This window comes from Vibrio sp. B1FLJ16 (assembly GCF_905175385.1).
Lineage (GTDB): Bacteria > Pseudomonadota > Gammaproteobacteria > Enterobacterales > Vibrionaceae > Vibrio.
In genome coordinates this window covers 467,623-494,592 of record NZ_HG992749.1, presented here as the reverse complement: position 1 = coordinate 494,592, position 26,970 = coordinate 467,623, and the positions used below count along the sequence as shown (strand labels likewise).

At 46.5% G+C, this 26,970-nt stretch carries 17 protein-coding genes and 2 pseudogenes; 8 read left to right on the top strand and 11 right to left on the bottom strand.

Going from position 1 to position 26,970, the window contains the following annotated elements; translation table 11 throughout:
* The first annotated feature begins 86 nt into the window (after positions 1 to 86).
* The 7 genes and pseudogenes from gltB to KHN79_RS02255 all read left to right on the top strand — a co-directional run bounded on the left by gltB (position 87) and on the right by KHN79_RS02255 (position 9,781).
* A pseudogene (gltB, locus tag KHN79_RS02285) lies at positions 87 to 4,549 on the top strand (glutamate synthase large subunit).
* 21 nt (positions 4,550 to 4,570) lie between these two features.
* Positions 4,571 to 5,983 (top strand): FAD-dependent oxidoreductase, encoded by a 1,413-nt coding sequence (locus KHN79_RS02280; protein ID WP_182009537.1) that lies wholly within the window; start codon positions 4,571 to 4,573, stop codon positions 5,981 to 5,983.
* Positions 5,984 to 6,097: 114 nt separating this feature from the next.
* On the top strand, positions 6,098 to 6,526 hold the full coding sequence (locus KHN79_RS02275) for a DUF1499 domain-containing protein (RefSeq protein ID WP_182009539.1): 429 nt from the start codon (positions 6,098 to 6,100) through the stop codon (positions 6,524 to 6,526).
* A gap of 62 nt (positions 6,527 to 6,588) precedes the next feature.
* Positions 6,589 to 7,284 carry a 5'-methylthioadenosine/S-adenosylhomocysteine nucleosidase gene (gene mtnN, locus KHN79_RS02270; protein ID WP_182009541.1) on the top strand — a complete coding sequence of 232 codons (696 nt, stop codon included), beginning with the start codon at positions 6,589 to 6,591 and terminating at the stop codon, positions 7,282 to 7,284.
* Positions 7,285 to 7,314: 30 nt separating this feature from the next.
* Positions 7,315 to 8,268, top strand: a complete 954-nt coding sequence (locus tag KHN79_RS02265) for a cobalamin biosynthesis family protein (RefSeq protein ID WP_182009543.1) — start codon at positions 7,315 to 7,317, stop codon at positions 8,266 to 8,268.
* Positions 8,268 to 9,092 carry a vitamin B12 ABC transporter substrate-binding protein BtuF gene (gene btuF, locus KHN79_RS02260; RefSeq protein ID WP_182009545.1) on the top strand — a complete coding sequence of 275 codons (825 nt, stop codon included), beginning with the start codon at positions 8,268 to 8,270 and terminating at the stop codon, positions 9,090 to 9,092. The genes KHN79_RS02265 and btuF overlap by 1 nt, the downstream gene beginning before the upstream one ends.
* A 68-nt stretch (positions 9,093 to 9,160) precedes the next feature.
* On the top strand, positions 9,161 to 9,781 hold the full coding sequence (locus KHN79_RS02255; RefSeq protein ID WP_182009547.1) for a TRIC cation channel family protein: 621 nt from the start codon (positions 9,161 to 9,163) through the stop codon (positions 9,779 to 9,781).
* Between the two features lie 95 nt (positions 9,782 to 9,876).
* On the opposite strand, the gene KHN79_RS02250 is transcribed toward KHN79_RS02255, so the two are convergent.
* The 6 genes from KHN79_RS02250 to secA form a co-directional block, all read right to left on the bottom strand.
* On the bottom strand, positions 9,877 to 10,656 hold the full coding sequence (locus tag KHN79_RS02250; protein ID WP_182009549.1) for a TSUP family transporter: 780 nt from the start codon (positions 10,654 to 10,656) through the stop codon (positions 9,877 to 9,879).
* A 196-nt stretch (positions 10,657 to 10,852) separates the two neighbouring features.
* Positions 10,853 to 14,086 carry a carbamoyl-phosphate synthase large subunit gene (gene carB, locus KHN79_RS02245; RefSeq protein WP_140254890.1) on the bottom strand — a complete coding sequence of 1,078 codons (3,234 nt, stop codon included), beginning with the start codon at positions 14,084 to 14,086 and terminating at the stop codon, positions 10,853 to 10,855.
* Between the two features lie 16 nt (positions 14,087 to 14,102).
* The gene (gene carA, locus KHN79_RS02240) at positions 14,103 to 15,242 is read right to left on the bottom strand and encodes a glutamine-hydrolyzing carbamoyl-phosphate synthase small subunit (RefSeq protein ID WP_182009551.1); all 1,140 of its coding nucleotides are present in this window, start codon (positions 15,240 to 15,242) and stop codon (positions 14,103 to 14,105) included.
* Positions 15,243 to 15,722: 480 nt separating this feature from the next.
* The gene (gene dapB, locus KHN79_RS02235; RefSeq protein ID WP_182009553.1) at positions 15,723 to 16,532 is read right to left on the bottom strand and encodes a 4-hydroxy-tetrahydrodipicolinate reductase; all 810 of its coding nucleotides are present in this window, start codon (positions 16,530 to 16,532) and stop codon (positions 15,723 to 15,725) included.
* A gap of 263 nt (positions 16,533 to 16,795) precedes the next feature.
* Positions 16,796 to 17,197, bottom strand: coding sequence for an 8-oxo-dGTP diphosphatase MutT (mutT, locus tag KHN79_RS02230; RefSeq protein ID WP_182009555.1), 402 nt, complete (start codon positions 17,195 to 17,197; stop codon positions 16,796 to 16,798).
* A gap of 122 nt (positions 17,198 to 17,319) precedes the next feature.
* Positions 17,320 to 20,046 (bottom strand): preprotein translocase subunit SecA, encoded by a 2,727-nt coding sequence (gene secA, locus KHN79_RS02225; RefSeq protein ID WP_182009557.1) that lies wholly within the window; start codon positions 20,044 to 20,046, stop codon positions 17,320 to 17,322.
* A 409-nt stretch (positions 20,047 to 20,455) separates the two neighbouring features.
* Between secA and KHN79_RS02220 the strand changes: the two genes are divergently transcribed.
* The gene (locus KHN79_RS02220) at positions 20,456 to 20,908 is read left to right on the top strand and encodes a DciA family protein (protein ID WP_182009559.1); all 453 of its coding nucleotides are present in this window, start codon (positions 20,456 to 20,458) and stop codon (positions 20,906 to 20,908) included.
* Positions 20,909 to 20,974: 66 nt separating this feature from the next.
* Here the strand turns inward: KHN79_RS02220 and lpxC are convergent, their stop codons facing one another.
* The 5 genes and pseudogenes from lpxC to murC all read right to left on the bottom strand — a co-directional run bounded on the left by lpxC (position 20,975) and on the right by murC (position 26,947).
* Positions 20,975 to 21,892: a UDP-3-O-acyl-N-acetylglucosamine deacetylase gene (gene lpxC / locus KHN79_RS02215; RefSeq protein ID WP_182009561.1), complete on the bottom strand. Its 918-nt coding sequence runs from the start codon at positions 21,890 to 21,892 to the stop codon at positions 20,975 to 20,977.
* Between the two features lie 101 nt (positions 21,893 to 21,993).
* Complete coding sequence (gene ftsZ, locus KHN79_RS02210; protein WP_182009563.1) at positions 21,994 to 23,229, bottom strand: cell division protein FtsZ; 1,236 nt, start codon at positions 23,227 to 23,229, stop codon at positions 21,994 to 21,996.
* A 30-nt stretch (positions 23,230 to 23,259) separates the two neighbouring features.
* Positions 23,260 to 24,522: a cell division protein FtsA gene (gene ftsA, locus KHN79_RS02205; RefSeq protein WP_182009565.1), complete on the bottom strand. Its 1,263-nt coding sequence runs from the start codon at positions 24,520 to 24,522 to the stop codon at positions 23,260 to 23,262.
* Positions 24,515 to 25,298 (bottom strand): annotated as a pseudogene (locus tag KHN79_RS02200) (cell division protein FtsQ/DivIB). The gene ftsA and the pseudogene KHN79_RS02200 overlap by 8 nt, the downstream one beginning before the upstream one ends.
* A 191-nt stretch (positions 25,299 to 25,489) precedes the next feature.
* On the bottom strand, positions 25,490 to 26,947 hold the full coding sequence (gene murC / locus KHN79_RS02195) for a UDP-N-acetylmuramate--L-alanine ligase (protein WP_182009567.1): 1,458 nt from the start codon (positions 26,945 to 26,947) through the stop codon (positions 25,490 to 25,492).
* Positions 26,948 to 26,970: the final 23 nt, after the last annotated feature.

Below are 26,970 nucleotides of genomic sequence, written 5' to 3'. Positions count from 1 at the left end.
AAATGACACATAGTTAGTCATCACTATCAACATAAGCAGTGTTGATATATCTGTCGGGATGACAGATAAGCAAAGGGAGAATTGCAATGGCTCTTTATGATCCAAGTCTTGAGAAAGACAACTGTGGATTTGGCTTGATCGCTCATATGGAAGGCGAACAAAGCCACAAGCTGGTTCGTACAGCAATTTCTGCACTTGACCGTATGACCCACCGAGGTGGTATCGCCGCCGATGGTAAAACCGGTGATGGTTGTGGTCTTCTATTACAAAAGCCCGATTCCTATCTACGCCTAGTCGCAGAAGAAAATGGTTTTAACCTTGGCAAGCAATATGCCGTGGGGATGATTTTCTTTAGCCAAGACCCTATCAAAGCTCAACAAGCTCGAGACATCGTCAACAAAGAGCTAACTCAGGAAACGCTGACTGTCGCTGGCTGGAGAGAAGTTCCGACAAATTCTGAAGTACTTGGGCCTATCGCCCTGCACTCAGTGCCACATATTCAGCAAGTATTTATATCGGCGCCGGCGGGATGGCGTGAACGAGATATTGAACGCCGTCTGTATATCGCTCGTCGTCGTATTGAAAAGCAGATCACGGAAGATCCGGATTTCTATATCTGTAGCTTATCAACACAAGTTCTAGTGTATAAAGGTCTGTGTATGCCTGCGGATCTGCCGCGTTTCTATCTAGATCTTGCCGATCTACGTATGGAATCTGCGATCTGTCTATTCCACCAACGTTTCTCGACCAACACTCAGCCTCGCTGGCCACTCGCACAACCGTTCCGTTATCTGGCACACAATGGCGAGATCAATACCATTGAGGGTAACCGCCAGTGGGCGCGTGCGCGTGCATACAAATTCTCATCTCCACTGCTACCGGATCTGCAAACCGCTGCGCCGTTCGTGAATGAAACCGGCTCTGACTCTTCCAGCCTAGATAATATGCTGGATCTATTTTTGGCAGGCGGTATGGATATCTTCCGCGCAATGCGAATGCTTGTGCCACCAGCTTGGCAGAATCACCCGGATATGGATCAGGACTTACGAGCTTTTTATGACTTCAACTCTAAGCACATGGAACCATGGGATGGCCCTGCAGGTATCGTATTATCCGATGGTCGTTATGCGGCATGTAACCTTGACCGTAACGGCTTGCGTCCTGCCCGCTATGTTATAACTAAAGATAAGTTAATCACTCTGGCCTCTGAGATAGGAATTTGGGACTACGCACCAGATGAAGTTGCACAGAAAGGCCGCGTTGGACCGGGTGAACTTTTAGTTATCGATACCCGAAAAGGCAAACTGTGGCAATCGAGCGAAATCGATAATGATCTGAAAAGCCGTCATCCATACCGGGAATGGATGGAGAATAACGTGCGCACTCTGACGCCGTTCTCCGAACTTCCAGAAGATCAGGTCGGTGAGCGTAGCTTTGATGAAGATTTGCTTAAGAGTTATCAAAAGCAGTTCGCCATGACCAACGAAGAAATTGATCAAGTATTGCGTGTTCTCGGTGAAATGGGACAAGAAGCAGTCGGCTCCATGGGTGATGACACCCCGATGGCCGTACTCTCTTCTAAAGAACGTCTCGTAACGGATTACTTCCGTCAGAAATTTGCTCAGGTCACCAACCCGCCAATCGATCCTTTGCGTGAAAAACATGTGATGTCACTGGCGACTAGCATTGGCCAAGAGATGAATGTTTTCTGTGAAACAGACGGACACGCACATCGAGTCACCTTCGATTCACCAGTTCTTCTATATTCAGATATGCAGCAACTGCTTGGGTTAAGTGACGATCACTATCGCAATACGATTCTTGATATTAACTACGACCCGAAAGAACGCAGCCTTGAAGAGGCTATTAAATTCTTATGTGATCAAGCCGAACAAGTGGTTCGTGAAGGTACCGTTCTGGTCGTACTCTCTGACCGTGCTCTGGTGAAAGGCCGATTACCTATCCCGGCAGCTATGGCAGTAGGGGCCGTACAAACTCGTCTGGCTGACGCAAATTTACGTTGCGATGCAAATATCGTGGTAGAAACAGCAACCGCGCGTGATCCGCACCAGTTCGCGGTATTACTTGGCTTTGGTGCGACGGCAGTCTACCCGTACTTAGCGTATGAAACGCTGGGTAAAATGATTGATGATGGCGTACTAGATAAAGACTATCGTGATGTGATGCAGGACTACCAGTACGGCATCAATAAAGGTCTGTACAAGATCATGTCTAAAATGGGCATCTCCACCATTGCTTCCTACCGCTGTTCTCAGTTATTTGAAGCGGTCGGATTAAGCCAGCAAGTTGTCGATCTTTGTTTCAAAGGTGTCACTACGCGTATTGCAGGTGCTAACTTTGACGACTTCCAGCAGGATTTAACCAACCTGTCGCGGAAAGCCTGGGCAAAACGCAAATCTATCGAACATGGTGGTTTGCTGAAATACGTCCATGGTGGTGAGTATCATGCTTACAACCCTGACGTAGTAAGCACACTGCAACAAGCAGTGAAATCTGGTGAAATTAATGATTATCAAACTTACGCCAAACACGTGAACCAGCGTCCGGTTGCCATGCTGCGTGATTTGATGACATTGAAAAAAGCCGACACACCATTACCTCTGGATAAAGTGGAGCCGAAAGTTGATCTGTTCAAACGTTTCGATTCTGCGGCCATGTCTATCGGGGCGTTAAGTCCGGAAGCGCACGAGGCGCTTGCGACCGCAATGAACCGACTTGGCGGTTACTCTAACTCTGGTGAGGGCGGTGAAGACCCACGCCGTTTCGGTACCGAGCGTAACTCACGAATCAAACAAATTGCATCAGGCCGATTTGGCGTAACGCCGCACTACCTAACCAATGCAGATGTTCTGCAAATCAAGGTCGCACAAGGGGCGAAACCGGGTGAAGGTGGTCAGCTACCGGGACACAAAGTGACGGCAGAGATAGCTAAACTTCGTTACTCAGTGCAAGGGGTGACACTAATATCTCCTCCTCCGCACCACGATATTTATTCGATTGAGGATTTGGCGCAGCTGATCTTCGACCTGAAACAAGTTAACCCGAAAGCGCTGGTTTCGGTGAAACTCGTCTCTGAACCAGGCGTTGGTACTATCGCCACTGGCGTAGCAAAAGCTTATGCTGACCTTATTACCATTCAGGGTATGACGGTGGTACTGCAGCAAGCCCACTCACCTCAGTGAAATACGCCGGTAGCCCTTGGGAACTTGGCCTCGCTGAAACTCAACAAGCTCTGGTTGCTAATGGTCTGCGTCATAAGATCCGCTTGCAGGTCGATGGTGGTCTGAAAACAGGTTTAGACGTCGTTAAAGCAGCTATCTTAGGGGCAGAGAGCTTCGGCTTTGGTACTGCACCTATGGTTGCGATGGGCTGTAAATTCTTGCGTATCTGTCACTTAAACAACTGTGCGACAGGTGTGGCGACTCAGGATGAAACGCTGCGTAAAGAGTACTTCAAAGGTTTGCCAGAAATGGTGATTAACTACTTCACCGGCCTTGCAGAAGAAGTTCGTGGCTTGCTGGCTGAACTCGGCGTAGAAAAGCTCACCGACCTGATTGGCCGTACAGACCTGCTCGAAACCGTTGAAGGCTTCACAGCCAAACAGACTAAGCTAGATTTGTCTAACATTCTGGAAGCACCTGTTTCTCCGGAAGGTCATCCTCTTTTCTGGACAGAGCCGAATGCACCATTTGATAAAGCGGAGCTGAACCAGAAAATTGTCGACGACGCCATTAGCGCCGTGGAAGAAGGCCGTTCAGCCAGCCTGTATTACAACGTAATTAACACCGATCGCTCAATCGGTGCTCGCCTGTCAGGTGAAATCGCGAAACGCTATGGAAACCAAGGCATGGCAGCAACTCCGATTAAGCTGCATTTAGACGGAACGGCAGGTCAATCATTTGGTGTGTGGAACGCTGGCGGCGTCGATCTGTACCTGACTGGTGATGCCAACGACTACGTCGGTAAAGGTATGGCTGGCGGTAAGATTGTTATCAAGCCTCATTTAGGTACCGCGTTCAAATGTAACGAGGCAACCATTATCGGTAACACCTGTTTGTATGGCGCGACAGGCGGTAAACTGTTTGCCGCAGGTAAAGCAGGCGAACGTTTTGGTGTGCGTAACTCGGGCACAATAGCTGTCATCGAAGGTGCCGGCGATAATGCGTGTGAATACATGACAGGTGGTATTGTTGCCATTCTTGGTGCGACAGGGGTGAACTTCGGTGCAGGTATGACCGGTGGTTTTGCCTACGTTCTGGATGAGAACCAAAGCTTCCAGGGCCGAGTAAACAACGAATCGGTTGAAGCGATTTCACTTTCTGACCTGTACATACACCAGGAACACCTTCGTGGCCTGATTGCAGAGCACCTGGAAGAAACCGGCTCTAGTCACGCAGAGCATATTCTGGCGAACTTCGATAAATGGATTCCGAAGTTCTACCTGGTGAAACCTCAGGCGGCGGACTTAAATACCCTGCTTGGTCACCAAAGCCGCAGCGCTGCTGAACTGCGCGTTCAAGCCCAATAAATCATGGAGGATGTTTGAATCATGAGTCAGAACGTTTACCAATTTATCGATGTTCAACGCGTAGATCCGGCAAAGAAGCCTATTAAGATTCGTAAGATTGAGTTTGTCGAAATATACGAGCCGTTCACTAAACAGCAAGCGACGGCACAGGCTGATCGTTGCCTGGATTGCGGTAACCCATACTGCGAATGGAAGTGTCCGGTGCATAACTACATCCCTCAGTGGCTCAAACTGGCCAATGAGGGACGAATTCTGGAAGCGGCTGAATTATCCCATCAAACCAACAGCCTGCCGGAAGTCTGTGGCCGTGTTTGCCCGCAAGACCGCTTATGTGAAGGGTCATGCACACTTAATGATGACTTTGGTGCTGTAACCATAGGTAACATCGAGAAGTACATCACTGATAAAGCATTCGAAATGGGCTGGAAGCCAGACATGTCCAAAGTAGAATGGACGGACAAAAAAGTCGCCATTATTGGTGCTGGGCCAGCAGGCTTGGCAGCTGCGGACATCTTAGTCCGTAACGGTGTTAAGCCTGTGGTGTTTGACCGCTACCCGGAAATTGGCGGCCTGCTGACCTTCGGTATCCCTTCATTCAAACTCGAAAAAGGGGTAATGGAAAACCGTCGCCGCGTCTTTACTGAGATGGGTGTAGAGTTCCGTATGAATGTGGAAGTCGGTCAGGATGTGCAGATGCAAGAGCTGCTTGATGAATACGACGCGGTTTTCCTTGGTGTAGGCACCTACAAGTACATGCGCGCAGGTCTGGAAAATGAAGATGCGCCGGGTGTTTATGACGCTCTGCCGTTTTTGATTTCCAACACTTACAAAGTGATGGATCTGAAACACAACCAGCCATTTATCGATATGGCTGGTAAAAAAGTGGTCGTACTCGGTGGTGGTGATACTGCGATGGACTGTGTGCGTACCTCTGTCCGCCAGGGAGCATCTAACGTAATTTGTGCCTATCGCCGTGACGAAGCCAACATGCCGGGTTCCCGCCGAGAGGTAAAAAATGCCAAGGAAGAAGGCGTGAAATTCATGTTCAACCTTCAACCTCTGGGTCTGGAAATTAATGCATCCGGTAAGGTAACTGGTGTAAAAGTAGTGAAAACCGCACTGGGTGAACCTGATGAAGCTGGCCGTCGTCGTCCAGAACCTGTCGAAGGTAGTGAGCATGTGTTAGCTGCTGACGCGGTGATCATGGCATTTGGTTTCCAGCCTCATCAGATGGACTGGTTAACACCATTCAATGTCGACCTGGATCAGTGGGGCCGCATCAAAGCGCCACTAGAGCAAGAGTTCCAGTACCAAACCAGTAATGAAAAGATCTTTGCAGGCGGAGATGCTGTACGCGGCTCTGATCTGGTGGTTACCGCCATCGACGAAGGCCGAAAAGCCGCTGAGGGCATCCTCGATTACCTCGAAGTCTAGAGTTTTAACGTAAATAATCTCAAAAAGGACCCTAACAACGGGTCCTTTTTTCTTTTATTACATATAATTACAACAAACCAATTAAATGAGTTCCTACGGCAAGGAATCAACACTATGAAAACAACCACCCTTCTTACCATCACTTTACTCGGCTTAACAGCGTGCAGCCAAGGAGTACCTATGACGACCGATCGTTCTCAAACGCCATGTGGTAATAAGCCAAACTGCGTTTCTACCCAAGACCCGCGTGAAGAGCACTATCTTGAGCCGTTCATTCTCACTGAATCAGCAACACTCGATGCCATAGAACAAGCGGCGCTCAAGTTACCGGGGTCCAAAACAGCAGTAAAAGAAGACGATTATCTGCGCATAGAATGCACATCCAAGATCATGCGTTTTGTTGATGACCTGGAGTTAAAGATCACTGACGGTAAGTTGGTGGTGCGTTCTGAATCCCGACTCGGATACTCCGATTTTGGTGTTAACAGAAAGCGAGCCAACCAATTGCGTAAAGAGCTCTCTGACGCCGCTCTCATCAAATAGAAAACTAATAGGAGAGAGTGCTATACTCTCGCCCAACAAATATTTTACCCAAAGAGAGTGTTATGAAAGTTGGTATCATCGGTGCGATGGAACAAGAAGTGACCATCCTGAAAGAAGCTATGACAAACTGCCAGACAGTTAACAAAGCAGGTTGTACGTTTTTCGCTGGTCAGATTAACGATGTAGATGTCGTTTTACTACAGTCAGGTATCGGTAAAGTTGCTGCTGCTATCGGCACCACAATCCTTCTTGATGAGCACCAACCAGACGTAGTAATTAACACAGGCTCAGCTGGTGGTTTTGATTCCAGCCTAAATCTGGGTGATGTCGTTATCTCAACCGAAGTTCGCCACCACGATGCCGATGTGACAGCATTCGGTTACGAAATGGGGCAAATGGCGGGTCAGCCAGCGGCATTTAAAGCTGACGACAAGTTAATGGACCTGGCAGAAAAAGCGCTAGCTCAGATGGAAAACACCCATGCGGTTCGCGGCCTGATCTGTACTGGTGACGCTTTCGTCTGTACGGCAGAACGTCAGGCATTTATTCGCCAGCACTTCCCGTCTGTAATCGCAGTCGAAATGGAAGCATCAGCCATTGCTCAAACTTGTCACCAGTTCAATACACCATTCGTAGTGGTACGCGCTATTTCGGATGTAGCAGACAAAGAATCACCAATGAGCTTCGAAGAGTTCTTACCTCTTGCGGCGAAAAGCTCCTCAGAAATGGTATTCAAAATGCTAGAGTTGGTGAAATAAATCAGGCTAGCGAAGTAAACCAAACCATTCATGCAAGAAGTTTTTCAGCAATTTTATGCCAATGGTGCGCTCCTTGTAATGTGGGGCGCACTGCTATTTCATCTCATTTTACCTATCCCCCGCTCCGCTCACCCCATGACTTTATGGCGCATGATGGCCGAGCAGCTTGCCGGTAAGGTAAATCGCCACCATAGCTATTCACAGAGTCTGTTATCAGGCAGCCTAGCCACCTTGGTGATGGTATTACCTTGCTTGATCGTGCTGCTGGCTTTAAAACCATTGGTATGGCAAGCACCTCTGTACGAATTAGCGCTCTTACTCCTAGCATTAGACTGGCGCAGCACTGAGGCTCTTACCCAACAACTGGTTAAAGGCATGTCGCAAGAGAACAAAGCTCAGTGTCGTCAGAAGTTAAAGCCATATATCAATCGTGATACGGACAGCCTCTCGCTTCTGGGAATAGGAAAAGCCGGAGCGGAAACCATTATTATGGGGTATGGCCGAAATGTCGTTTGCGTGCTGTTCTGGTATGCGTTGACTGGTGGTATTGGTGCTTTTGTTTACCGGCTCATCGCTGAACTTGCACGTACGTGGTCACCGAGTCGTAAGCAATACGCTCCATTTGGTAAGCCCGTGATTCAGTTGCTCGCAGCACTTGAAGTTATTCCGATGCGCTTGTTCGCTCTGTTTGTTGCTGCTGGCAAGGATTTATCAAGGGTAACCAGTGGCATGAAACACCAGGTAAAATCCTGGCCATTGCCGGGCCCTTCGTGGCTACTTTGTTGTGTCGGACACAAGTTACAGCTCTCTTTAGGTGGCCCCGCTTTTTACCAGGGAACACGTACCGAGCGAGCGAGAATTGGTGGACGTATTGCGCCTTCTGCCCTGCACCTGTCTCAGATTCAAACCCTGCTGGTTTGGCGTATATTTGCGTGGCTTGTTATCGAAAGTCTGCTTCTCGGACTTATTCATCAAGGATTATGATGTACAAACTTACTGTATTGTTTTCGCTGGCATTTTCATCAATTACGGTAGCTAGCGAGCCGGTAAAAAAAGTAATAAGTTTAGCGCCTCACGCAACAGAAATTGCCTATGCTGCCGGGTTAGGAGACAAACTGGTCGCGGTAAGTGAAATGAGCGATTACCCAGAACAAGCAAAAGAGCTGGAGAGAGTGGCTAATTACCAAGGCTTAAAACTAGAGCGAATACTGGCACTTGAGCCAGATCTGGTGCTTGTCTGGCCGACAGGAAATCCGGCTAAAGAAGTCGATAAACTAAAACAGTTTGATGTACCGGTTTACTACATAACCACAAACTCGCTGCAAGATATTGCCAGCAACATCGAAAAATTGAGCCAGTACAGCGAGAATCCACAAATCGGACAAAACGCAGCTCAAGAATTTCGGGCTCAGCTAGATACGCTACGAATGAAATACAACACTGAGACTAAAGTACGCTACTTTTATCAACTGAGTGAAAAACCGATCATTACGGTTGCGGGTAAAAACTGGCCAAGTGAGGTGTTCACCTTTTGTGGCGGCGAAAACATTTTTACCCAGTCCAGCTCACCCTACCCCCAGGTCAGCATAGAACAAGTGATTACCCGCCAGCCTGATGTCATTTTCACTTCACCGCATGCAATGAGTGATGACGGTATGTGGTCAGAATGGAAAAGTGAGCTTACTGCATTAAAGAATGGTCATGTTTGGTCATTAAACTCTGACTGGCTCAACCGACCAACCCCCAGAACCCTCAAAGCCATCACAGAGGTTTGCGAACATTTTGAAAACGTACGCCAAAAACGCTAACGTTTTCATGACAAATACCGTACAATTCCTGGCCATTTTCTATCACTCTTTTAAAGGTTCCAAGTAACATGGATTCCATGCTGCTCTATATGATCGATTTATTCGGTACCGCTATTTTTGCCATATCTGGTGTTTTACTTGCGGGCCGATTGAAAATGGATCCATTCGGAGTTGTTGTGCTTGGTAGTGTCACCGCCATTGGTGGCGGCACAATCCGAGATATGGCACTTGGTGCCACACCCGTATTTTGGATCACAGATACGACCTATTTGTGGGTAATTTTTATTACCTGCCTGCTTACCATGCTATTAGTACGCCGCCCGAAACGAATCTCCTGGTGGGTACTTCCCGTCTGTGACGCTATTGGGCTCGCAGTCTTTGTCGGTATTGGAGTAGAAAAAGCACTGGCTTACAACGCTTCTGGAATGGTTGCTGTCATTATGGGGGTTATTACTGGATGTGGCGGCGGTATCATCCGCGATGTACTGGCTCGTGAAGTCCCAATGGTGCTCAGAAGTGAAGTATACGCTACCGCATGTATTATTGGCGGCGTATTCCATACAACTGCGCTCGCCATGGGATATGAACATTCCGTTGCGTTACTTGCAGGTGTAATTTCAACATTGATTATTCGTCTTGGCGCGATCCGCTGGCACCTGTCCTTACCGACATTTGCGATTAATCGCTAGAAACGACCAAGTTGTTTATTGTTTAAAGCCGACAGTTAAGTCGGCTTTTTTAGTTCTGAACTGCCTACTCCGCAGCGTCTATCGCTATCAACAGGTTAAAACATGGATAATAACCACTGCTGATGTTGCTGCCAAAGAAGTTTTATAGCCATCAGCATCGACATCGTAATCACTAAAGGCCGAATCCACTTTTGACCTTTCGTCACCACCACCTTCGCTCCAAACTGAGCTCCGATAAAGCCGCCAACAGCCATAGTCAGACCAATCTCCCATACCGGCAAACCAGCGAAAATAAAGAATAACAAGGCAGCTATATTAGACGTAAAGTTAAGAACTTTGGTACGTGCGGTTGCATCGACTAAAGAAAAGTGACCCAGCGCTACAAAACAAACGGTGAATATTGAGCCAGTTCCCGGCCCGAAAAATCCGTCATAAAAACCCACACCACCACCAACACAAAGCGCAAACATTGCCTCTGAAACTTTTGGATCTCCACCCGCTTTTTTCGTTGTTGGTGCGAGTAAAAAATAAAGTGAGATAGCGATCAGTAATGCAGGTATTAAGCTGGTAAGAACACCTGCATCGATAAACTGCACTGCCTCAGCTCCGACTGCGGAGCCGATGAAAGTACATAAGATGGCAACCCGCATCTCTTTGAGACTGACAATACCGTTACGCACAAAATACCAGCTAGCGGAAAAACTACCGAATGAGCTTTGCAGTTTATTGGTAGCCAGAGCCTGAGTCGGACTAAGACCCGAGGCCAACAGTGCGGGAAGAGTCAACAAACCGCCCCCACCCGCCATTGCATCAATAAACCCGGCCACTGACGCCACAAAAAACAGTGCGGCTAAAACTTCTAACGTGACTTCCACTTATGCTTCCTTGTCAAACAGATACCAAAAAGAGAGCAACGGTATCACTAATCCGAAAAAGGACAAAAGGAAAGATTCAATAGCTACTGTTCCAAATTTACTTAACGAATTAAAGACATAAAAAAGCCCGCTCAAAAGAGCGGGCAATGAGGTTGTCATATAAGCCCTGTTTTCCGGGCTTACTGATTTTTATTTATTACGCTTCCAGACTTGCTTTCACTTTCGCGTGTAGCTCTTGCACAGAAGTCACTGAGGCTTTCGCATCCGCAGTGTGAGACATACAAGTTGCAAACGCAGCGTTTAGCGTTGTTGTATAGTTCACTTTCTCTGCCAGTGCACCGCGACGTAGAACTTTCGAATCTTCAATCGCTTGACGACCAGCAGCCGTGTTCACGATGTAGGTGTATTCGTTGTTCTTGATGCGGTCAAGAATGTGTGGACGACCTTCGTGTACCTTGTTTACCAGACGTGGGTTGATACCCGCTTCGCCCAGAATCACTGCAGTACCGTGTGTCGCGTCCAGCTGGTAGCCTAGTTTCACTAGCTTAGAAGCCAGGTCAACAACTCGCTCTTTATCGCCTTCACGCACAGATAGCAGCGCTCGACCACCTTCAGGGTAAACCGCACCACAACCTAGTTCCGCTTTCGCGTAAGCTTCTGCGAATGTTGCACCAACGCCCATAACTTCGCCTGTTGAGCGCATTTCTGGGCCCAATAGCGGGTCAACGCCAGGGAACTTGTTGAACGGCAGAACCACTTCTTTCACTGAGTAGTAAGGAGGAATAATCTCTTTAGTAAATCCTTGTGACTCTAGAGATTGACCCGCCATTACACGTGCAGCGATTTTCGCTAGTGGTGCACCTGTTGCTTTCGATACGAATGGAACCGTACGCGCAGCACGAGGGTTAACTTCGATTAGGTAAACTTCGTTGTCTTTCACTGCGAACTGAGTGTTCATCAGACCACGTACACCAAGTTCAAACGCCAGCTTCTCAACTTGCTCACGCATCTTGTCTTGGATTTCCTGACTTAGCGTGTAAGCAGGAAGTGAACATGCTGAGTCACCTGAGTGAACACCGGCTTGCTCGATATGCTCCATGATACCGCCGATAACCACGCGCTCACCATCACAGATAGCGTCGATATCAACTTCAGTCGCGTCATCTAGGAAACGGTCCAGTAGTACTGGAGACTCATTCGATACACTTACAGCTTCGTTAAAGTAGCGACGTAGGTCTTGCTCGTCGTATACGATTTCCATCGCACGACCGCCTAGTACGTAAGATGGACGAACAACCAATGGGAAACCGATCTCTTTCGACTTCTCTACCGCTTGTTCCATCGCCGTTACTGTTGCGTTTTGTGGTTGTAGCAGACCTAGACGCTCAACTGCCGCTTGGAAACGCTCACGGTCTTCTGCGCGGTCGATAGCATCTGGGCTAGTACCGATGATTGGCACACCAGCAGCTTCCAGGGCACGAGCCAGTTTAAGTGGTGTTTGACCACCGTACTGAACAATCACACCTTTTGGTTTTTCAACACGAGCGATAGACAGTACATCTTCCAGAGTTACTGGTTCGAAGTACAGACGGTCAGACGTGTCGTAATCCGTAGATACTGTTTCTGGGTTACAGTTAACCATAATGGTTTCGTAACCGTCTTCGCGTAGTGCTAATGATGCGTGTACACAGCAGTAGTCAAATTCAATGCCTTGACCGATACGGTTTGGACCGCCGCCAAGAACCATGATCTTGTCTTTGTCTGTCGGGTTTGCTTCACACTCTTCATCGTAAGATGAGTACATGTAAGCCGTATCAGAAGAGAACTCAGCGGCACAAGTATCCACACGCTTGTAAACTGGGTGAATGTCGAACTGCTCACGAGCACGGCGGATTTCACTTTCAGCCACACCAAGTAGTTTAGACAGACGCGCGTCAGAGAAACCTTTACGCTTCATCTGGCGAAGAACATCTTTAGTCAAGCCAGCGTAACCGCCCGCTTTCACTTGCTCTTCCATCTTCACTAGTTCTTCGATTTGAACCAGGAACCAACGATCGATGTTAGTTAGATTGAACACGCCATCTACTGACATGCCAGCACGGAATGCATCAGCGATGTACCAGATACGCTCTGCGCCTGCTTCTTTAAGCTCATGACGAATCTTAGTCAGTGCGTCAGGTGCTTCAAGGTCAACCATTTCATCAAAGCCAGTCGCGCCGACTTCCAGGCCACGCAGTGCTTTGTGCAGAGATTCTTGTTGGTTACGACCAATCGCCATTACCTCACCAACTGACTTCATCTGAGTAGTCAGACGGTCGTTAGCGCCAGCAAATTTCTCGAAGTTAAAACGAGGAATCTTGGTCACTACGTAGTCGATAGTAGGTTCGAATGATGCCGGAGTTGCACCACCTGTAATGTCGTTTTGCAGCTCGTCCAGAGTAAAGCCAACAGCCAGTTTCGCTGCAATCTTAGCGATTGGGAAACCTGTTGCTTTTGATGCCAGAGCAGAAGAACGGGATACACGTGGGTTCATCTCGATGATAACCATACGGCCATCTTTCGGGTTGATACCAAACTGTACGTTTGAACCACCTGTCTCAACACCGATTTCACGCAGAACCGCTAGCGATGCGTTACGCATTAGCTGGTATTCTTTGTCAGTCAGTGTCTGTGCTGGTGCTACTGTGATTGAGTCACCAGTGTGGATGCCCATTGGGTCGAAGTTTTCGATTGAACATACGATGATACAGTTGTCCGCTTTGTCGCGAACTACTTCCATTTCGTACTCTTTCCAGCCGATAAGAGATTCATCGATAAGAAGTTCGTTAGTCGGAGAAAGATCCAGACCACGACGACAGATTTCTTCAAACTCTTCTTTGTTGTACGCGATACCACCACCAGTACCACCCATCGTAAATGATGGACGGATGATACAAGGGAAGCCAACCATGTCTAAAACTTTGTAAGCTTCTTCCATAGTCTTCGCTGTATCAGCACGAGGACACTCAAGGCCGATAGACTTCATCGCTTTATCGAAGCGAGAACGGTCTTCTGCTTTATCAATCGCATCTGCCGTTGCACCAATCATCTCTACGCCGAACTCTTTCAGAACGCCGTGCTTCTCTAGATCCAGAGCACAGTTAAGCGCCGTCTGACCGCCCATAGTAGGCAATACCGCGTCCGGGCGTTCTTTTTCGATGATCTTGCGTACCACTTCCCACTGAATCGGCTCGATGTAAGTCGCATCTGCCATTTCAGGGTCAGTCATGATTGTTGCTGGGTTAGAGTTAACCAGGATAACTCGGTAGCCTTCTTCACGAAGAGCTTTACACGCTTGTGCGCCAGAGTAGTCAAACTCACATGCCTGACCGATAACAATCGGACCAGCACCAAGAATTAGAATACTTTGAATGTCAGTACGTTTTGGCATTATCTACTACTCCGAATTAAGCGCTGTGTTTTTTGATTAGTTCGATAAAGTGGTCAAATAGCGGTGCCGCGTCATGTGGACCCGGGCTCGCTTCTGGGTGACCTTGGAAGCTAAATGCTGGCTTATCTGTACGGTGAATACCCTGTAAAGAGCCATCAAATAGCGATACGTGAGTAGCACGTAAGTTTTCTGGTAATGTTGCTTCGTCTGCCGCAAAACCGTGGTTTTGAGAAGTAATCATCACAACATTACGGTCTAAATCTTTTACCGGGTGGTTAGCACCATGGTGGCCAAACTTCATCTTCACAGTTTTAGCACCAGACGCCAACGCCAGGATTTGGTGGCCAAGACAGATACCGAAGATTGGTAAGCCTTTTTCCAGGAATACTTTTGTCGCTTCAATTGCATAAGTACATGGTTCTGGGTCACCAGGGCCATTCGACAGGAAAACACCATCTGGATTAAGAGCAAGTACTTCTTCTGCTGATGTTTCAGCCGGTACAACTGTTAAGCGGCAGCCGCGGTCAACCAGCATGCGTAGAATGTTGCGTTTCGCACCGAAGTCGTATGCAACAACATGGTATGGCAACTCGCTGTCATCTTTCGCTTCTGGAAGTCCACCTTCAAGAGTCCACGAACCTTGTTTCCATTGGTACGCTTCTTTAGTTGTCACAACTTTCGCCAGGTCCATTCCTTTCAGACCAGGGAACTCTTTCGCTTTTGCCAGCGCTAAAGCCTCGTCCAGATTGTCACCTGCAACGATGCAACCATTCTGCGCACCTTTCTCACGCAAGATACGAGTCAGTTTGCGCGTATCAATATCAGCGATACCAACGATATTTTGTGATTTAAGGTAATCAGACAGTGATTGTTCATTACGGAAGTTAGAAGCGATAAGAGGAAGGTCGCGAATCACAAGGCCTTGTGCATGAATTGAAGAGGATTCTTCATCTTCGGAAGTGGTTCCGGTATTGCCAATGTGAGGATAAGTAAGAGTAACGATTTGTTGAGAATAAGAAGGATCAGTGAGGATTTCTTGATACCCCGTCATTGAGGTATTGAAAACAACTTCACCGACGGATACGCCATCTGCCCCAATGGACACTCCGCGGAACACTGTCCCATCTTGTAGGACTAACAGTGCTAATTTACCCAAGACAACCTCCAGAATAAAAATGCAAAAAAATAAATCAAACTGCAAAAATGCCTTTCTTTCCCTATCAAATTGACATAAATAGGTACTTCAGACAAATTGGCGGTATTCTAAAGATGGAGTTGATATCTGTCAACCTACAATCAAAAATAAATTATCAATTTCTGGTCAGTAAGCTCGTTTGAACAGAGTAAGCCCCAAAATAGCAAGTTTTAGGCATCTCTAAATGGAGATAGGCGGTGTTTTTGTGAATTTTACAAATTTGAACTTTCTATAGATCACAAAAAATTATGATATTTTTACGCAAACGTTAATCAAACAAAAACAACACCAACTTTTAGACGTTACAAACAAAAAACACACCCAAACAAACAAAAACAACAAGAAACCAACCCCGCATATGCGGCCTTAACACATCATTTTTTTTACATTGTTATCAAGGAACATAAAAAAGCCGGCTTCCGCCGGCGAATAATTATGTATTTATAGTTCATTCAAACCCAGTACATCGGTCATGGTATAGAATCCAGCCGGTTTCGAACTCAACCAGACAGCAGCTTTCACCGCACCATTTGCGAATGTCATACGATCAGTCGCTTTGTGGGTGATTTCAACACGCTCACCAATATCAGCAAACATTGCCGTGTGCTCACCGACAATATCTCCGGCACGAATGGTCGCGAAACCAATTTCATCTTTGGTTCGCTCACCGGTGATACCTTCACGCGCATAAACAGCCACATCATTAAGCTTGTTACCCATCGCACCGGCAATTGCCTCTCCCATACCGATTGCGGTACCAGATGGTGCATCTACTTTATGGCGGTGGTGCGCTTCGACAATCTCGATATCACAGTAGTCCCCCATCACTTTGGCCGCTTTCTCCAACAGTTTGAAGACTAAGTTCACACCCACAGAGTAATTCGGAGCCATCACGACAGGAACCTGTTTTGAAACTTCATCGATAAGCGCTCGTTCCTCATCGCTAAAGCCGGTAGTACCAATAACAATGCTCTTACCATGCTGTTTGCACAACTCAAGGTTCGCCAGGGTACTTACTGGTGCAGTAAAATCGATGATGACATCAAAGTTATCCACTTCTTTAGCAAGATCATCCGTCAGTACGACATCAAATTTCCCTTCTCCACAAAGTTCGCCGATATCAACACCGACCAATGAAGACTCGGGGCGCTCTGATCCCGCCGATACCGATGCTTCCTGATTATGATGAGAAGCCTTAACTAAGTTACGGCCCATGCGGCCTGCTGCCCCTGCAATTGCAATACGAACCATTGCGTTTTATCTCCTTATATGGATGACGAGTTTTCTTCGTTTCGCTGAATCTTTTTAAACTAACAACATACCTTGAGAACCACAAGATACTTATGCCAATCACAGTAAATAAGTGTTCAGAGCTAGCGTAGGAAAAATGCTTGATGGCAAGACAATAATTTTTGATAAGTAGCAGCTCTACGATCAAAATTTTTAACGCAGTCATCGAGTATTTTAACAAGCTAGAATGAGCAATGATTTACTACGATTGGCAGCGTTGTAAACTACAAAGAAAACTCTTGTACCACGCGCTCAAGGATAGGTACGTTGGCCTCAGGAAAGGCATATTCAGGCAAATTGCCAACGTCAACCCAAAGCCCTTCCTGGCCTTCTTTTCCATAAGGTTCATTTTCAAAAGCTGTTACGAGGATAAAATCAAACTTCAAAGACTTATCTGGGTAGTCAAACTCTAAGTGCTCGAACAATGTCTGCTCTGTTACACGAATACCTATTTCTTCATCTAACTCACGAATCATCGCTTGCTCTATGCTTTCATCAGGCTCGACTTTCCCTCCGGGAAACTCCCAAAAGCCGCCTTTATGCTTATCATCTGGACGCTTGGTGATGAAGATCTGCGATTTGTCTTGGTTAAAAATGATCGCTGCAACAATGTGAATTCTTTTCATGGAGAATACTTCCTAAAGATGAAATGCTTATACCTTACAGACAGGTAACCCAACTGGCATTAAAATTTACTTAAAAAAAGAGCCGCATAAGCGACTCTTTCTCTGTAAATTATCAAACTATATTAGTCAATTTTACCGTGGCACTGCTTGTACTTCTTACCACTGCCACACGGACAAGGCTCATTACGTCCAACTTTACGTTCATCACGAACGACTGGCTGGTTTGAACCTTCTGACTCTTCACCATCAGATAACTGGTTTTCAGCTGCCGCATGTTGAGCCTGTGCACGACGAGCCGCTTCTTCAGCTTGTGCGCGACGTTGCTCTTCCATACGCTCAACTTCTTCTTGTTGCTGAACACGTACACGAGACAATACGGTAATTACATCGGTTTTCAGTGCTTCCAGCAGACCTTCAAACAGTTCAAACGACTCACGTTTGTACTCTTGTTTCGGGTTTTTCTGTGCGTAACCGCGCAGGTGAATACCTTGACGTAAGTGATCCATTGCAGCCAGATGTTCTTTCCAAAGTGTATCCAGTGTTTGCAGCATCACTGATTTCTCGAAGTTACGTAGCACTTGTGCACCAACCACTTCTTCTTTAGCTTTGTATACGTCAACCGCCAGTCCAATGATCTTTTCACGAAGCGCTTCTTCGTAAAGTTTGTCATCTTCTTCTAGCCACTGCTTAACTGGTACATCGAGATCAAAGTCAGCTTTCAGACGTTCTTGCAATCCTTCAACATCCCACATCTCTTCCAGAGACTGTGGCGGAATGTATTCATCAATTATCGCTGTCATGACGTCTTCGCGGTTTTGCTCGATCATGTCGCTGATATCATCGACGCTCATCAGCTCGTCACGCAGTTCATAAACCACTTTACGCTGATCGTTCGCTACGTCATCGTACTCAAGTAGCTGCTTACGAATATCGAAGTTACGACCTTCAACTTTACGTTGTGCTTTTTCAATCGAACGAGAAAGCATTTTCGACTCGATCGCTTCGCCTTCTTCCATACCGCTTTGGATCAGACTTGCCATACGATCCGAGGTGAAGATACGCAGTAGTGAATCTTCCATCGAAAGATAGAAACGTGAAGAACCCGCATCACCCTGACGACCAGAACGACCACGCAACTGGTTATCGATACGACGGGATTCGTGACGCTCAGTACCGATGATGTGCAGACCACCGGCTTCCAGCACCTGATCATGTACGACTTTCCAGTCTGCTTTAATCGCATCGATCTGTTCTTTAGTCGGGTTTTCCAGCGACTCTACTTTTGCCTGCCAGCTACCGCCCAGAACAATATCGGTACCACGACCTGCCATGTTAGTTGCGATGGTAACCGCACCAGGCATACCTGCTTCAGCAACGATTTCCGCTTCTTTCTCGTGGAACTTAGCGTTCAGTACGTTATGTTTGATCTTGGCTTTCTTAAGAGCATTAGAGAGAAGTTCAGATTTCTCGATAGATACTGTACCTACCAGTGAAGGCTGACCTTTTTCCACACGCTCTTTGATATCTTCAATGATTGCCGCGAATTTTTCCGCTTCAGTACGGTACACCACATCCGGCATATCGTTACGGATCATCGGCTTGTTAGTTGGAACAACCACCGTTTCCAGACCGTAAATCGACTGGAATTCAAATGCTTCTGTATCTGCTGTACCAGTCATACCTGACAGCTTTTCATACAGACGGAAGTAGTTCTGGAAAGTAATTGAAGCCAGCGTTTGGTTTTCGTTTTGGATCTTAACGCCTTCTTTCGCTTCTACCGCTTGGTGCAGGCCTTCAGACCAGCGACGACCAGGCATAGTACGACCAGTGTGTTCGTCAACGATAACCACTTCGCCATCTTCAGTAACGATGTAATCTACGTTACGTTCAAACAACACATGCGCACGCAGTGCAGCGTTAACGTGGTGAAGTAGGCTAATATTGGTAGGAGAGTAAAGTGTGTCACCCTCTTCCATCAAACCGTTTTTGACCATCAGTTCTTCTACGAACTCCTGGCCGGTCTCTGTGAGGTAAACTTGCTTAGACTTTTCGTCTAACGTGTAGTGACCATCACCACGGTATTCTTCAGAATCTTCTTTATCTTGTCTTTCAAGGTGCGGAATCAACAGGTTGATTCGAGTGTACAGTTCAGAACTGTCTTCAGCCGGACCAGAGATGATAAGAGGAGTACGGGCTTCATCGATAAGGATTGAGTCAACTTCGTCGACTACAGCAAAGAAGCGTTCACGTTGTACGCGATCTTCGGTACGGAAAGCCATGTTGTCACGGAGATAATCAAAACCAAACTCGTTGTTGGTTCCGTATAAGATATCCGCCTGATAAGCTTCTTTTTTCTCTTGAGGTGGCATGTTTGGCACGTTCACGCCAACTGTCATACCTAAGAATTCGAATAGTGGACGGTTTGTCTCAGCGTCACGTTTAGCTAGGTAATCGTTCACCGTTACCACGTGAACACCTTTACCAGCAAGTGCATTAAGGTAAGCAGGAAGAGTTGCAGTCAGAGTTTTACCTTCACCTGTACGCATTTCCGCAATTTGGCCAGCATTCAGAACCATGCCACCAATCATCTGTACATCGAAGTGACGCATCCCGTATACACGTTTAGACGCTTCACGAACCGTTGCAAAAGCTTCAGGAAGCAGTTTATCTAGAGTCTCACCCTTATCTAGACGCTCACGGAATTCAACAGTTTTCGCTTTTAGCTCTTCATCACTCAGAGCCTCAAAAGTGGGCTCGTAGTTATTAATCTCTTTTACAATTTTTCTAAGGCGGCGCAGTGTTCGGTCGTTGCGACTGCCAATTACTTTTGTCAGTAGCTTAGTTATCATTTTTTGTGAATCTCTCTTTCATCAGACCGTTACCGATCTACTCGTAATGCCTTCAGTCTCTGCCAATTTGGAACTAAGAATACTGAGATAAATCATTTATCAAAGATATTGAGTTCAAACATTCATATTTCAAGGCTAAATTTAGAAACATTGTGGCTTAGTGTAAGGATTTTTAATCGATACAACCATAAATAGACCTATTTGTTTGAAGCACTCTGAAGTTTTTAGTTAAAGTGGTGCTCGATTAGTCAGTATTTCATCGACAAAGCGGTGAAATTATCAATCTTACTTTGCAATCAGCCATTTCCGGACCAATTGTAAACTGAAGCTAAAGTCGTTAATGTAAACTATACCTAGCAAGAAAGCTGCTCTAAAATAGCTTATATATCAACAAAATTAGATTTTACCTATGCGTGATCACCGCCCTACCTCGACAGAAGATGTTATCGCTGATTCTCAGTTTAAACAGATTCAGGAACATGCAGGAGAGATTTTGCAGCTCAATCAAGCCTTGCAAGAGATCTTACCTAAAGGAACGGCCGATCATTGCCGTGTGGCAAATGTCCGTAATGGCCACTTGTTGATAGATGTATCCAGCGCGGCTATCAAAATGAAGATCGACTACGATCGCCTGATGATCCTGAATAAATTGCGCACCCAGGGCTTCGCGAAACTGATGAGCGTTGAAGTCAGAATTAATCCGTCTTTGTATCGCAACAGATATGAACAAGATGATCGACCAAAACGGCCACCATTGACCGAATCAGCAGCAAAGTCTTTGATGATAATTGCAGACATGGCTCCGCCTAAAATTCAGGAGCGACTGAAAAGACTGGCCGATATGGCAGATAAATCAAAATAAACAGGTAAGTTTCAGATAGAAAAAAACCAGGTCATGAGACCTGGTTTTTTATAATCAGATAGCGGTTTACGCTAAAACCATATTTGGCTCTGCAAATGCGACTGGCGAACCGACTTCTTCTTCAAATGTTGTCCATTCCCATGCTTCCTGGTCAGCCAGAACAGCACGTAGAAGTTGGTTGTTCAGACCATGGCCTGACTTGAATGCACGGAATTCACCAATAATTGGATGACCACACATGTAAAGATCACCAATTGCATCCAACACTTTATGAGTAACAAACTCATTGTCAAAGCGCAGACCTTCTTCATTAAGAATACGGTACTCATCCAGTACGATAGCGTTATCGAAACTACCACCCAAAACTAGGTTCTGAGATTGTAGGTATTCGATATCACGCATGAAACCAAACGTACGCGCGCGAGAAATTTCGCGAACAAACCCTTTTGATGAGAAATCAAACAGAAGACGTTGCTCGTCTGCTTCTATCGCAGGGTGGTTGAAGTCAATTTCAAAGTCCATACGGAAGCCGTTAAATGGTACAAATTCTGCCCATTTATCACCATCTTCGAAACGTACTGGTTTTTTAATACGGATAAAACGCTTTGGTACATTTTGCATTTCAATACCTGCTTGCTGAAGCAAGTATACAAATGGGCTTGCACTGCCATCCATAATTGGAATTTCAGGCGCGTCGACTTCAACAATTATGTTGTCGATACCCATACCAGCAAGCGCTGCATTCAAGTGTTCAACCGTTGAAATACGCACGCCTTCATCGTTCACTAATGCTGTACATAGCATTGTGTCACGAACAGACGCGGGATCAGCTGGAAAATCTACAGGAGGATTTACATCTGTACGACGGTAAATGATACCTGTATTTGCAGCAGCCGGGCGCAGAGTAAGCGTGACTTTACGACCAGAGTGGAGACCCACACCAGTTGTTTTCACTATCTCTTTCAGAGTACGTTGTCTGATCATCTGCTTGCCTCTCTAAATTGTGCTACAAAACACGGTCGCTTGTAACATCGACCGTGAATGCTACCATAAATTTGAACCTTGTCAAATTTATGGGTTAAAGATCAATCAGCCTGACGACGTAAAAATGCCGGTATATCTAAATAGCCGCTTTCTTTCTCTTGCTTTGGTGCCGCAGAGCCTTGGCTCGACGAAGCAGAAGATGAAACGGTAGTATTTGCAGGCTGAGGAGTTGCCGCTGGCTTCTCTTGCACTTGAGCTTGCAAAGTCTGTGCCGGTTTCTCTTCAACTTGCGCAGTCACTACCTGCTGTTGTGGTTGAGCCTGAGGAGCCGGAGCTACTTTCGCTTTACCACCAGCGACTAACGTAATATCTGGTTTTTTCTCGTTGCCGATACCTGTCGCAACAACAGTTACACGGATTTCATCGGTCATATCTGGGTCTAGAGACGTACCGATAACCACAGTCGCGTTATCAGAAGCAAACGCCTTAACGGTGTTACCTACTGTCTCAAACTCATCAAGACGCATATCCAGACCAGCGGTGATGTTAACAAGCACACCACGAGCGCCAGCCAGATCGATGTCTTCCAGAAGCGGGCTGGAAATTGCCATTTCAGCAGCTTCTTCAGCGCGGTCTTCGCCTTTCGCGATACCGCTACCCATCATTGCGTGACCCATTTCAGACATTACTGTTCGTACGTCTGCGAAGTCGACGTTGATCATGCCAGGACGAGTAATCAGTTCTGCGATACCTTGTACTGCATTTTTAAGAACGTCATTTGCACTGGCAAACGCTTCCAGCAAAGTCACACCACGACCAAGAACTTTAAGTAGCTTTTCGTTTGGAATGGTAATCAATGAGTCAACGTGTTTTGAAAGCTCGTCGATACCTTGTTCTGCAAACGCTAAACGTTTCTTACCTTCAAAGCTAAATGGTTTTGTCACCACTGCTACAGTAAGAATGCCTAGTTCTTTCGCTACTTCAGCAATAACAGGTGCTGCACCAGTACCTGTACCACCGCCCATACCTGCTGCGATAAACACCATATCGGCACCAGTTATGGAATCTTTAATTCTATCTCTATCTTCTAGAGCTGCCTCACGGCCGACCTGTGGATTCGCACCTGCACCCAGACCTTTAGTGATATCACCACCAATCTGAATAACATTGCCAACGCTTGTCTTACGAAGTGCTTGCGCATCAGTATTCACGCTGATGAATTCCACACCTTCGATGGATTCACGCACCATGTGTTCAACAGCGTTACCACCGCCGCCACCAACTCCAACGACTTTGATCACTGCATCGTCAGACATTTCCATCATCGGTTCAAACATGTGTTGTCTCCGTTTATCCTGCAACTCAGGTTAAAACTCTTTTTGTATCCAGTTACGCAATTTACCGAAAAAGCCAGTAACAGATGAGCGTTTAGGTTCATTGTAATCGCTATCGTCGCTGGACTGCATGTCTCTTGCGTAATGAAGTAATCCAACTGCCGTAGAATGGTACGGCTCTTTTACATAGTCAGTTAATCCGCTAACTTCAAGCGGCTTGCCGACCCTTACTTGATTGCGGAATACGCGTTCCGCACATTCTACCACTCCGTCCATTTGCGCAGCACCGCCGGTTAGAACAACACCAGCGGCAAGATGGTGCTTAATGCCCTCTGCACGCAATTTAGCCTGAACGGAATCGATAGTTTGGTTAACCAGTCCCATGAGCTCAGAGTAGCGTGGCTCAATCACTTCTGACAACGTCTGACGCTGCAGACTTCGTGAAGGACGCCCACCTACGCTCGGTACGTTAACCGTGTCATCCTTACTGACCAGTTCGCTCAAAGCACAGCCATACTTTACTTTTATTTCTTCAGCATCGCTTACTGGCGTACCAAAAGCAAAAGCAATATCGCTGGTTACGGCATTTCCTGCGTATGAAAACACCTCAGTGTGACGTAGCGCACCACCAGTCCAGATAGCAACATCCATCGTGCCGGCGCCAATATCGACCACACAAACTCCAAGCTCTCTTTCATCTTCGGTGATTACCGCATTACTTGCAGCAAGCCCAGAGAATACGAGTTGCTCTACCTTAAGGCCGCAACGTTCTACTGCCTTAATGATATTACGCGCCATGTCATTATGGCACGTGATAAGATGGACACTCACTTCCATTCTTACCCCGGAAAGGCCAAGAGGATTCTTGATTCCTTCCTGGTAATCGATAGTGAACTCTTGTGGAATCACATGCAGGATTCGCTGTTCATCACCGATTTTAATAGATTTTGCAGTATGGATAGCTCTGTCCATATCTTCCTGAGAAACTTCCTCATCAGATATCGTACCCATACCTTTTTCGATTCGGCTTGCGATATGCTTACCAGACAACGAAATGAATACCCGGCTGATCTGGCACTCTGCCATTAATTCAGCCTGATCAACTGCGCGTTGTACTGATTTTACAACCGACTCCAAGTCATTCACGCCACCTTTATCCATACCGCGCGAAGGGCTGCTACCCGCACCAATAATATTAATTTGGCCGTCAGGCAAAACTTCGCCCACCAGAGCTGATACGGTTGCAGTGCCTATATCAAGACCAACAATAATGTTGTCTTCTGCGGCCTTAGTCATCTGTACTCTCTTCTAACTCTTCTTCAGGAAACCAACCGACTGCAGCCCCTGTATCGTACCTGAGATCGATATAGCTGATTCTTTGAGTGTCACTACCAAGCTTGTTATAAAGCGAAAAAAAAACGCTCTATACGCTCAAGAAGAGACTCTTTACCGAGCTCTAATCGAATACCATTTTCAAGAATGATTTGCCAAGCGCGTCGCTCGTTTAACACCAGAGACGAAATTGCTAAACCCAGTTGTTGAAACTTAGGACTCAGATCACGGTAGGTTTGTAGCACCTCCGATCCGCTGCCTTGGGGTCCGTACAACTTAACTTTTTCTTCCTTGAGCAGACCAATATCCCCATCAAATACCAAGCCGTCTTTATCCAACAGCTCGTTGCCATTCCAGATGGCTTCTGGATGATACTCTGTCAAAAAAACTTTTACTGTGTCAGGCCACTGCTTTCTGATTGCTGCATGAGCAACCCAAGGCAGAGCTTCAACACTTTGCTGCAATACATCAATGTCTTGCGACATAAAGGTTCCGATGTGATCAATTCTGCTGAGTGCGACTTGAACATCATCCGCTTTGATATACTCCAGCTTTCCCTGGAGCACTATTTTGGAAAGAGGTAACCTTTGGTCATCCCACATCCAACTGATCGCCGAGAACAAAACCGAACTAATTAAAGTCACGACTACAACGAAAAACAGCGCACCTAAGATTTTTTCCTGTCGGCCACGGTTATCGTCCGTATCTAGCCGCTCTTCGTTTAGTGCAATATTCAACAACGTCTTCGTTTCCTGACTTTTGCAGCGTACCTCTGCCGGTGTTTTACGCACCAACAAAGAGTAATGACTTTAACCTTGGGATTATACTGAGCTCTAATAAACTATCAAACACTGATAGTAATAAATCACAACGTTCTTGGCGCAAAATCGAGATCTAGATCTTTATCTTAAAGTTTGCACCGTGATCTAGCTTATCCCATCATTTTATTGATATTTAACTCAAGAGCTGCGAGCTGTTTGGCAACTTTACCAATATCTCCCGCACCTTGGGTCAAAATCAGGTCGCCATCCTGTATAACGTTCGCTAAAACTGACGGTAATTGCCCGATTTCCTGCACGAAAATTGGATCGACTTTACCCCGACTGCGAATAGTACGACATAAAGAACGTCCATCCGCTCCCGAGATTGGCTTCTCACCTGCCGCATAGACATCCAGCATAATTAACACGTCAACCTGTTCAAGTACGTTAGCAAAGTCATCATACAGATCGCGAGTTCGGCTGTAACGGTGGGGCTGGAAAATCATCACTAGACGTTTGTCCTGCCAACCGCTGCGCGCTGCGTCGATGGTTACACCAACTTCAGTTGGGTGATGCCCGTAGTCATCCACCAGCATGGCATGACCATTACCTGTATCAAACTCACCTAGGTGGTCAAAACGACGACCTGTGCCTTGTGTTCCCGCCATTGCTTTAAGAATCGCTTCATCTTCAACATCATCTTCTGTCGCCACAGCAATGGCAGCTGAAGCATTGAGTGCATTGTGGCGGCCCGGGATATTTAAGGTGATATCAAGGTCTGCTCTGCCTTTACGTACGACAGTAAATTTACCTTGCTGGCCATCCTGGCGATAATTCTCTATACGTACATCTGCATCTTTAGCAAATCCGTAAGTGATCACCTGACGACTGATACGTGGTATCAGCTCACGAATAACAGGATCGTCAATACAAACAATTGCCTGACCGTAAAATGGCAGATTATGCAGAAAATCAATAAACGTTTGTTTCAGTGTTTCAAAGTCACCGCCATAAGTATCCATATGGTCGGCTTCGATATTGGTGACAATACTCACCATCGGCTGAAGATGCAGAAATGACGCGTCACTTTCGTCCGCTTCGGCAATCAGAATTCGGCTGGAGCCTAAACGAGCATTCGTGCCAGCACTTTTGACTAAGCCGCCGTTAACAAACGTTGGATCCAGACCCGCTTCTGAGTAGATTTGAGTGACCAGAGCGGTTGTTGTGGTTTTGCCATGCGTGCCAGCGACCGCAATACCATGACGAAAGCGCATCAGCTCTGCCAGCATTTCTGCCCGGCGAACAATAGGGATACGAAGCTCACGAGCGGCCATCACTTCTGGGTTTTCTTCATTGATCGCCGTAGAAACCACCACCACACTTGCTTTCTCAACATTACTCTCCTGATGACCGATATAGATGGTTGCGCCTTTAGAAGCCAGTCTCTCGGTAACCGGGTTCTTAGACAAATCTGAGCCAGTAATTTGATAACCTTCATTGAGAAGCACTTCAGCAATACCGCTCATTCCCGCGCCACCAATTCCTATGAAGTGGATGGATTTAACACGACGCATCTCTGGAACCATTGCACGAATCTGAGCTAAGTCTTGGGTATGTTTGATAGTCATCTGTTTCTATTCTCGGTAATTCA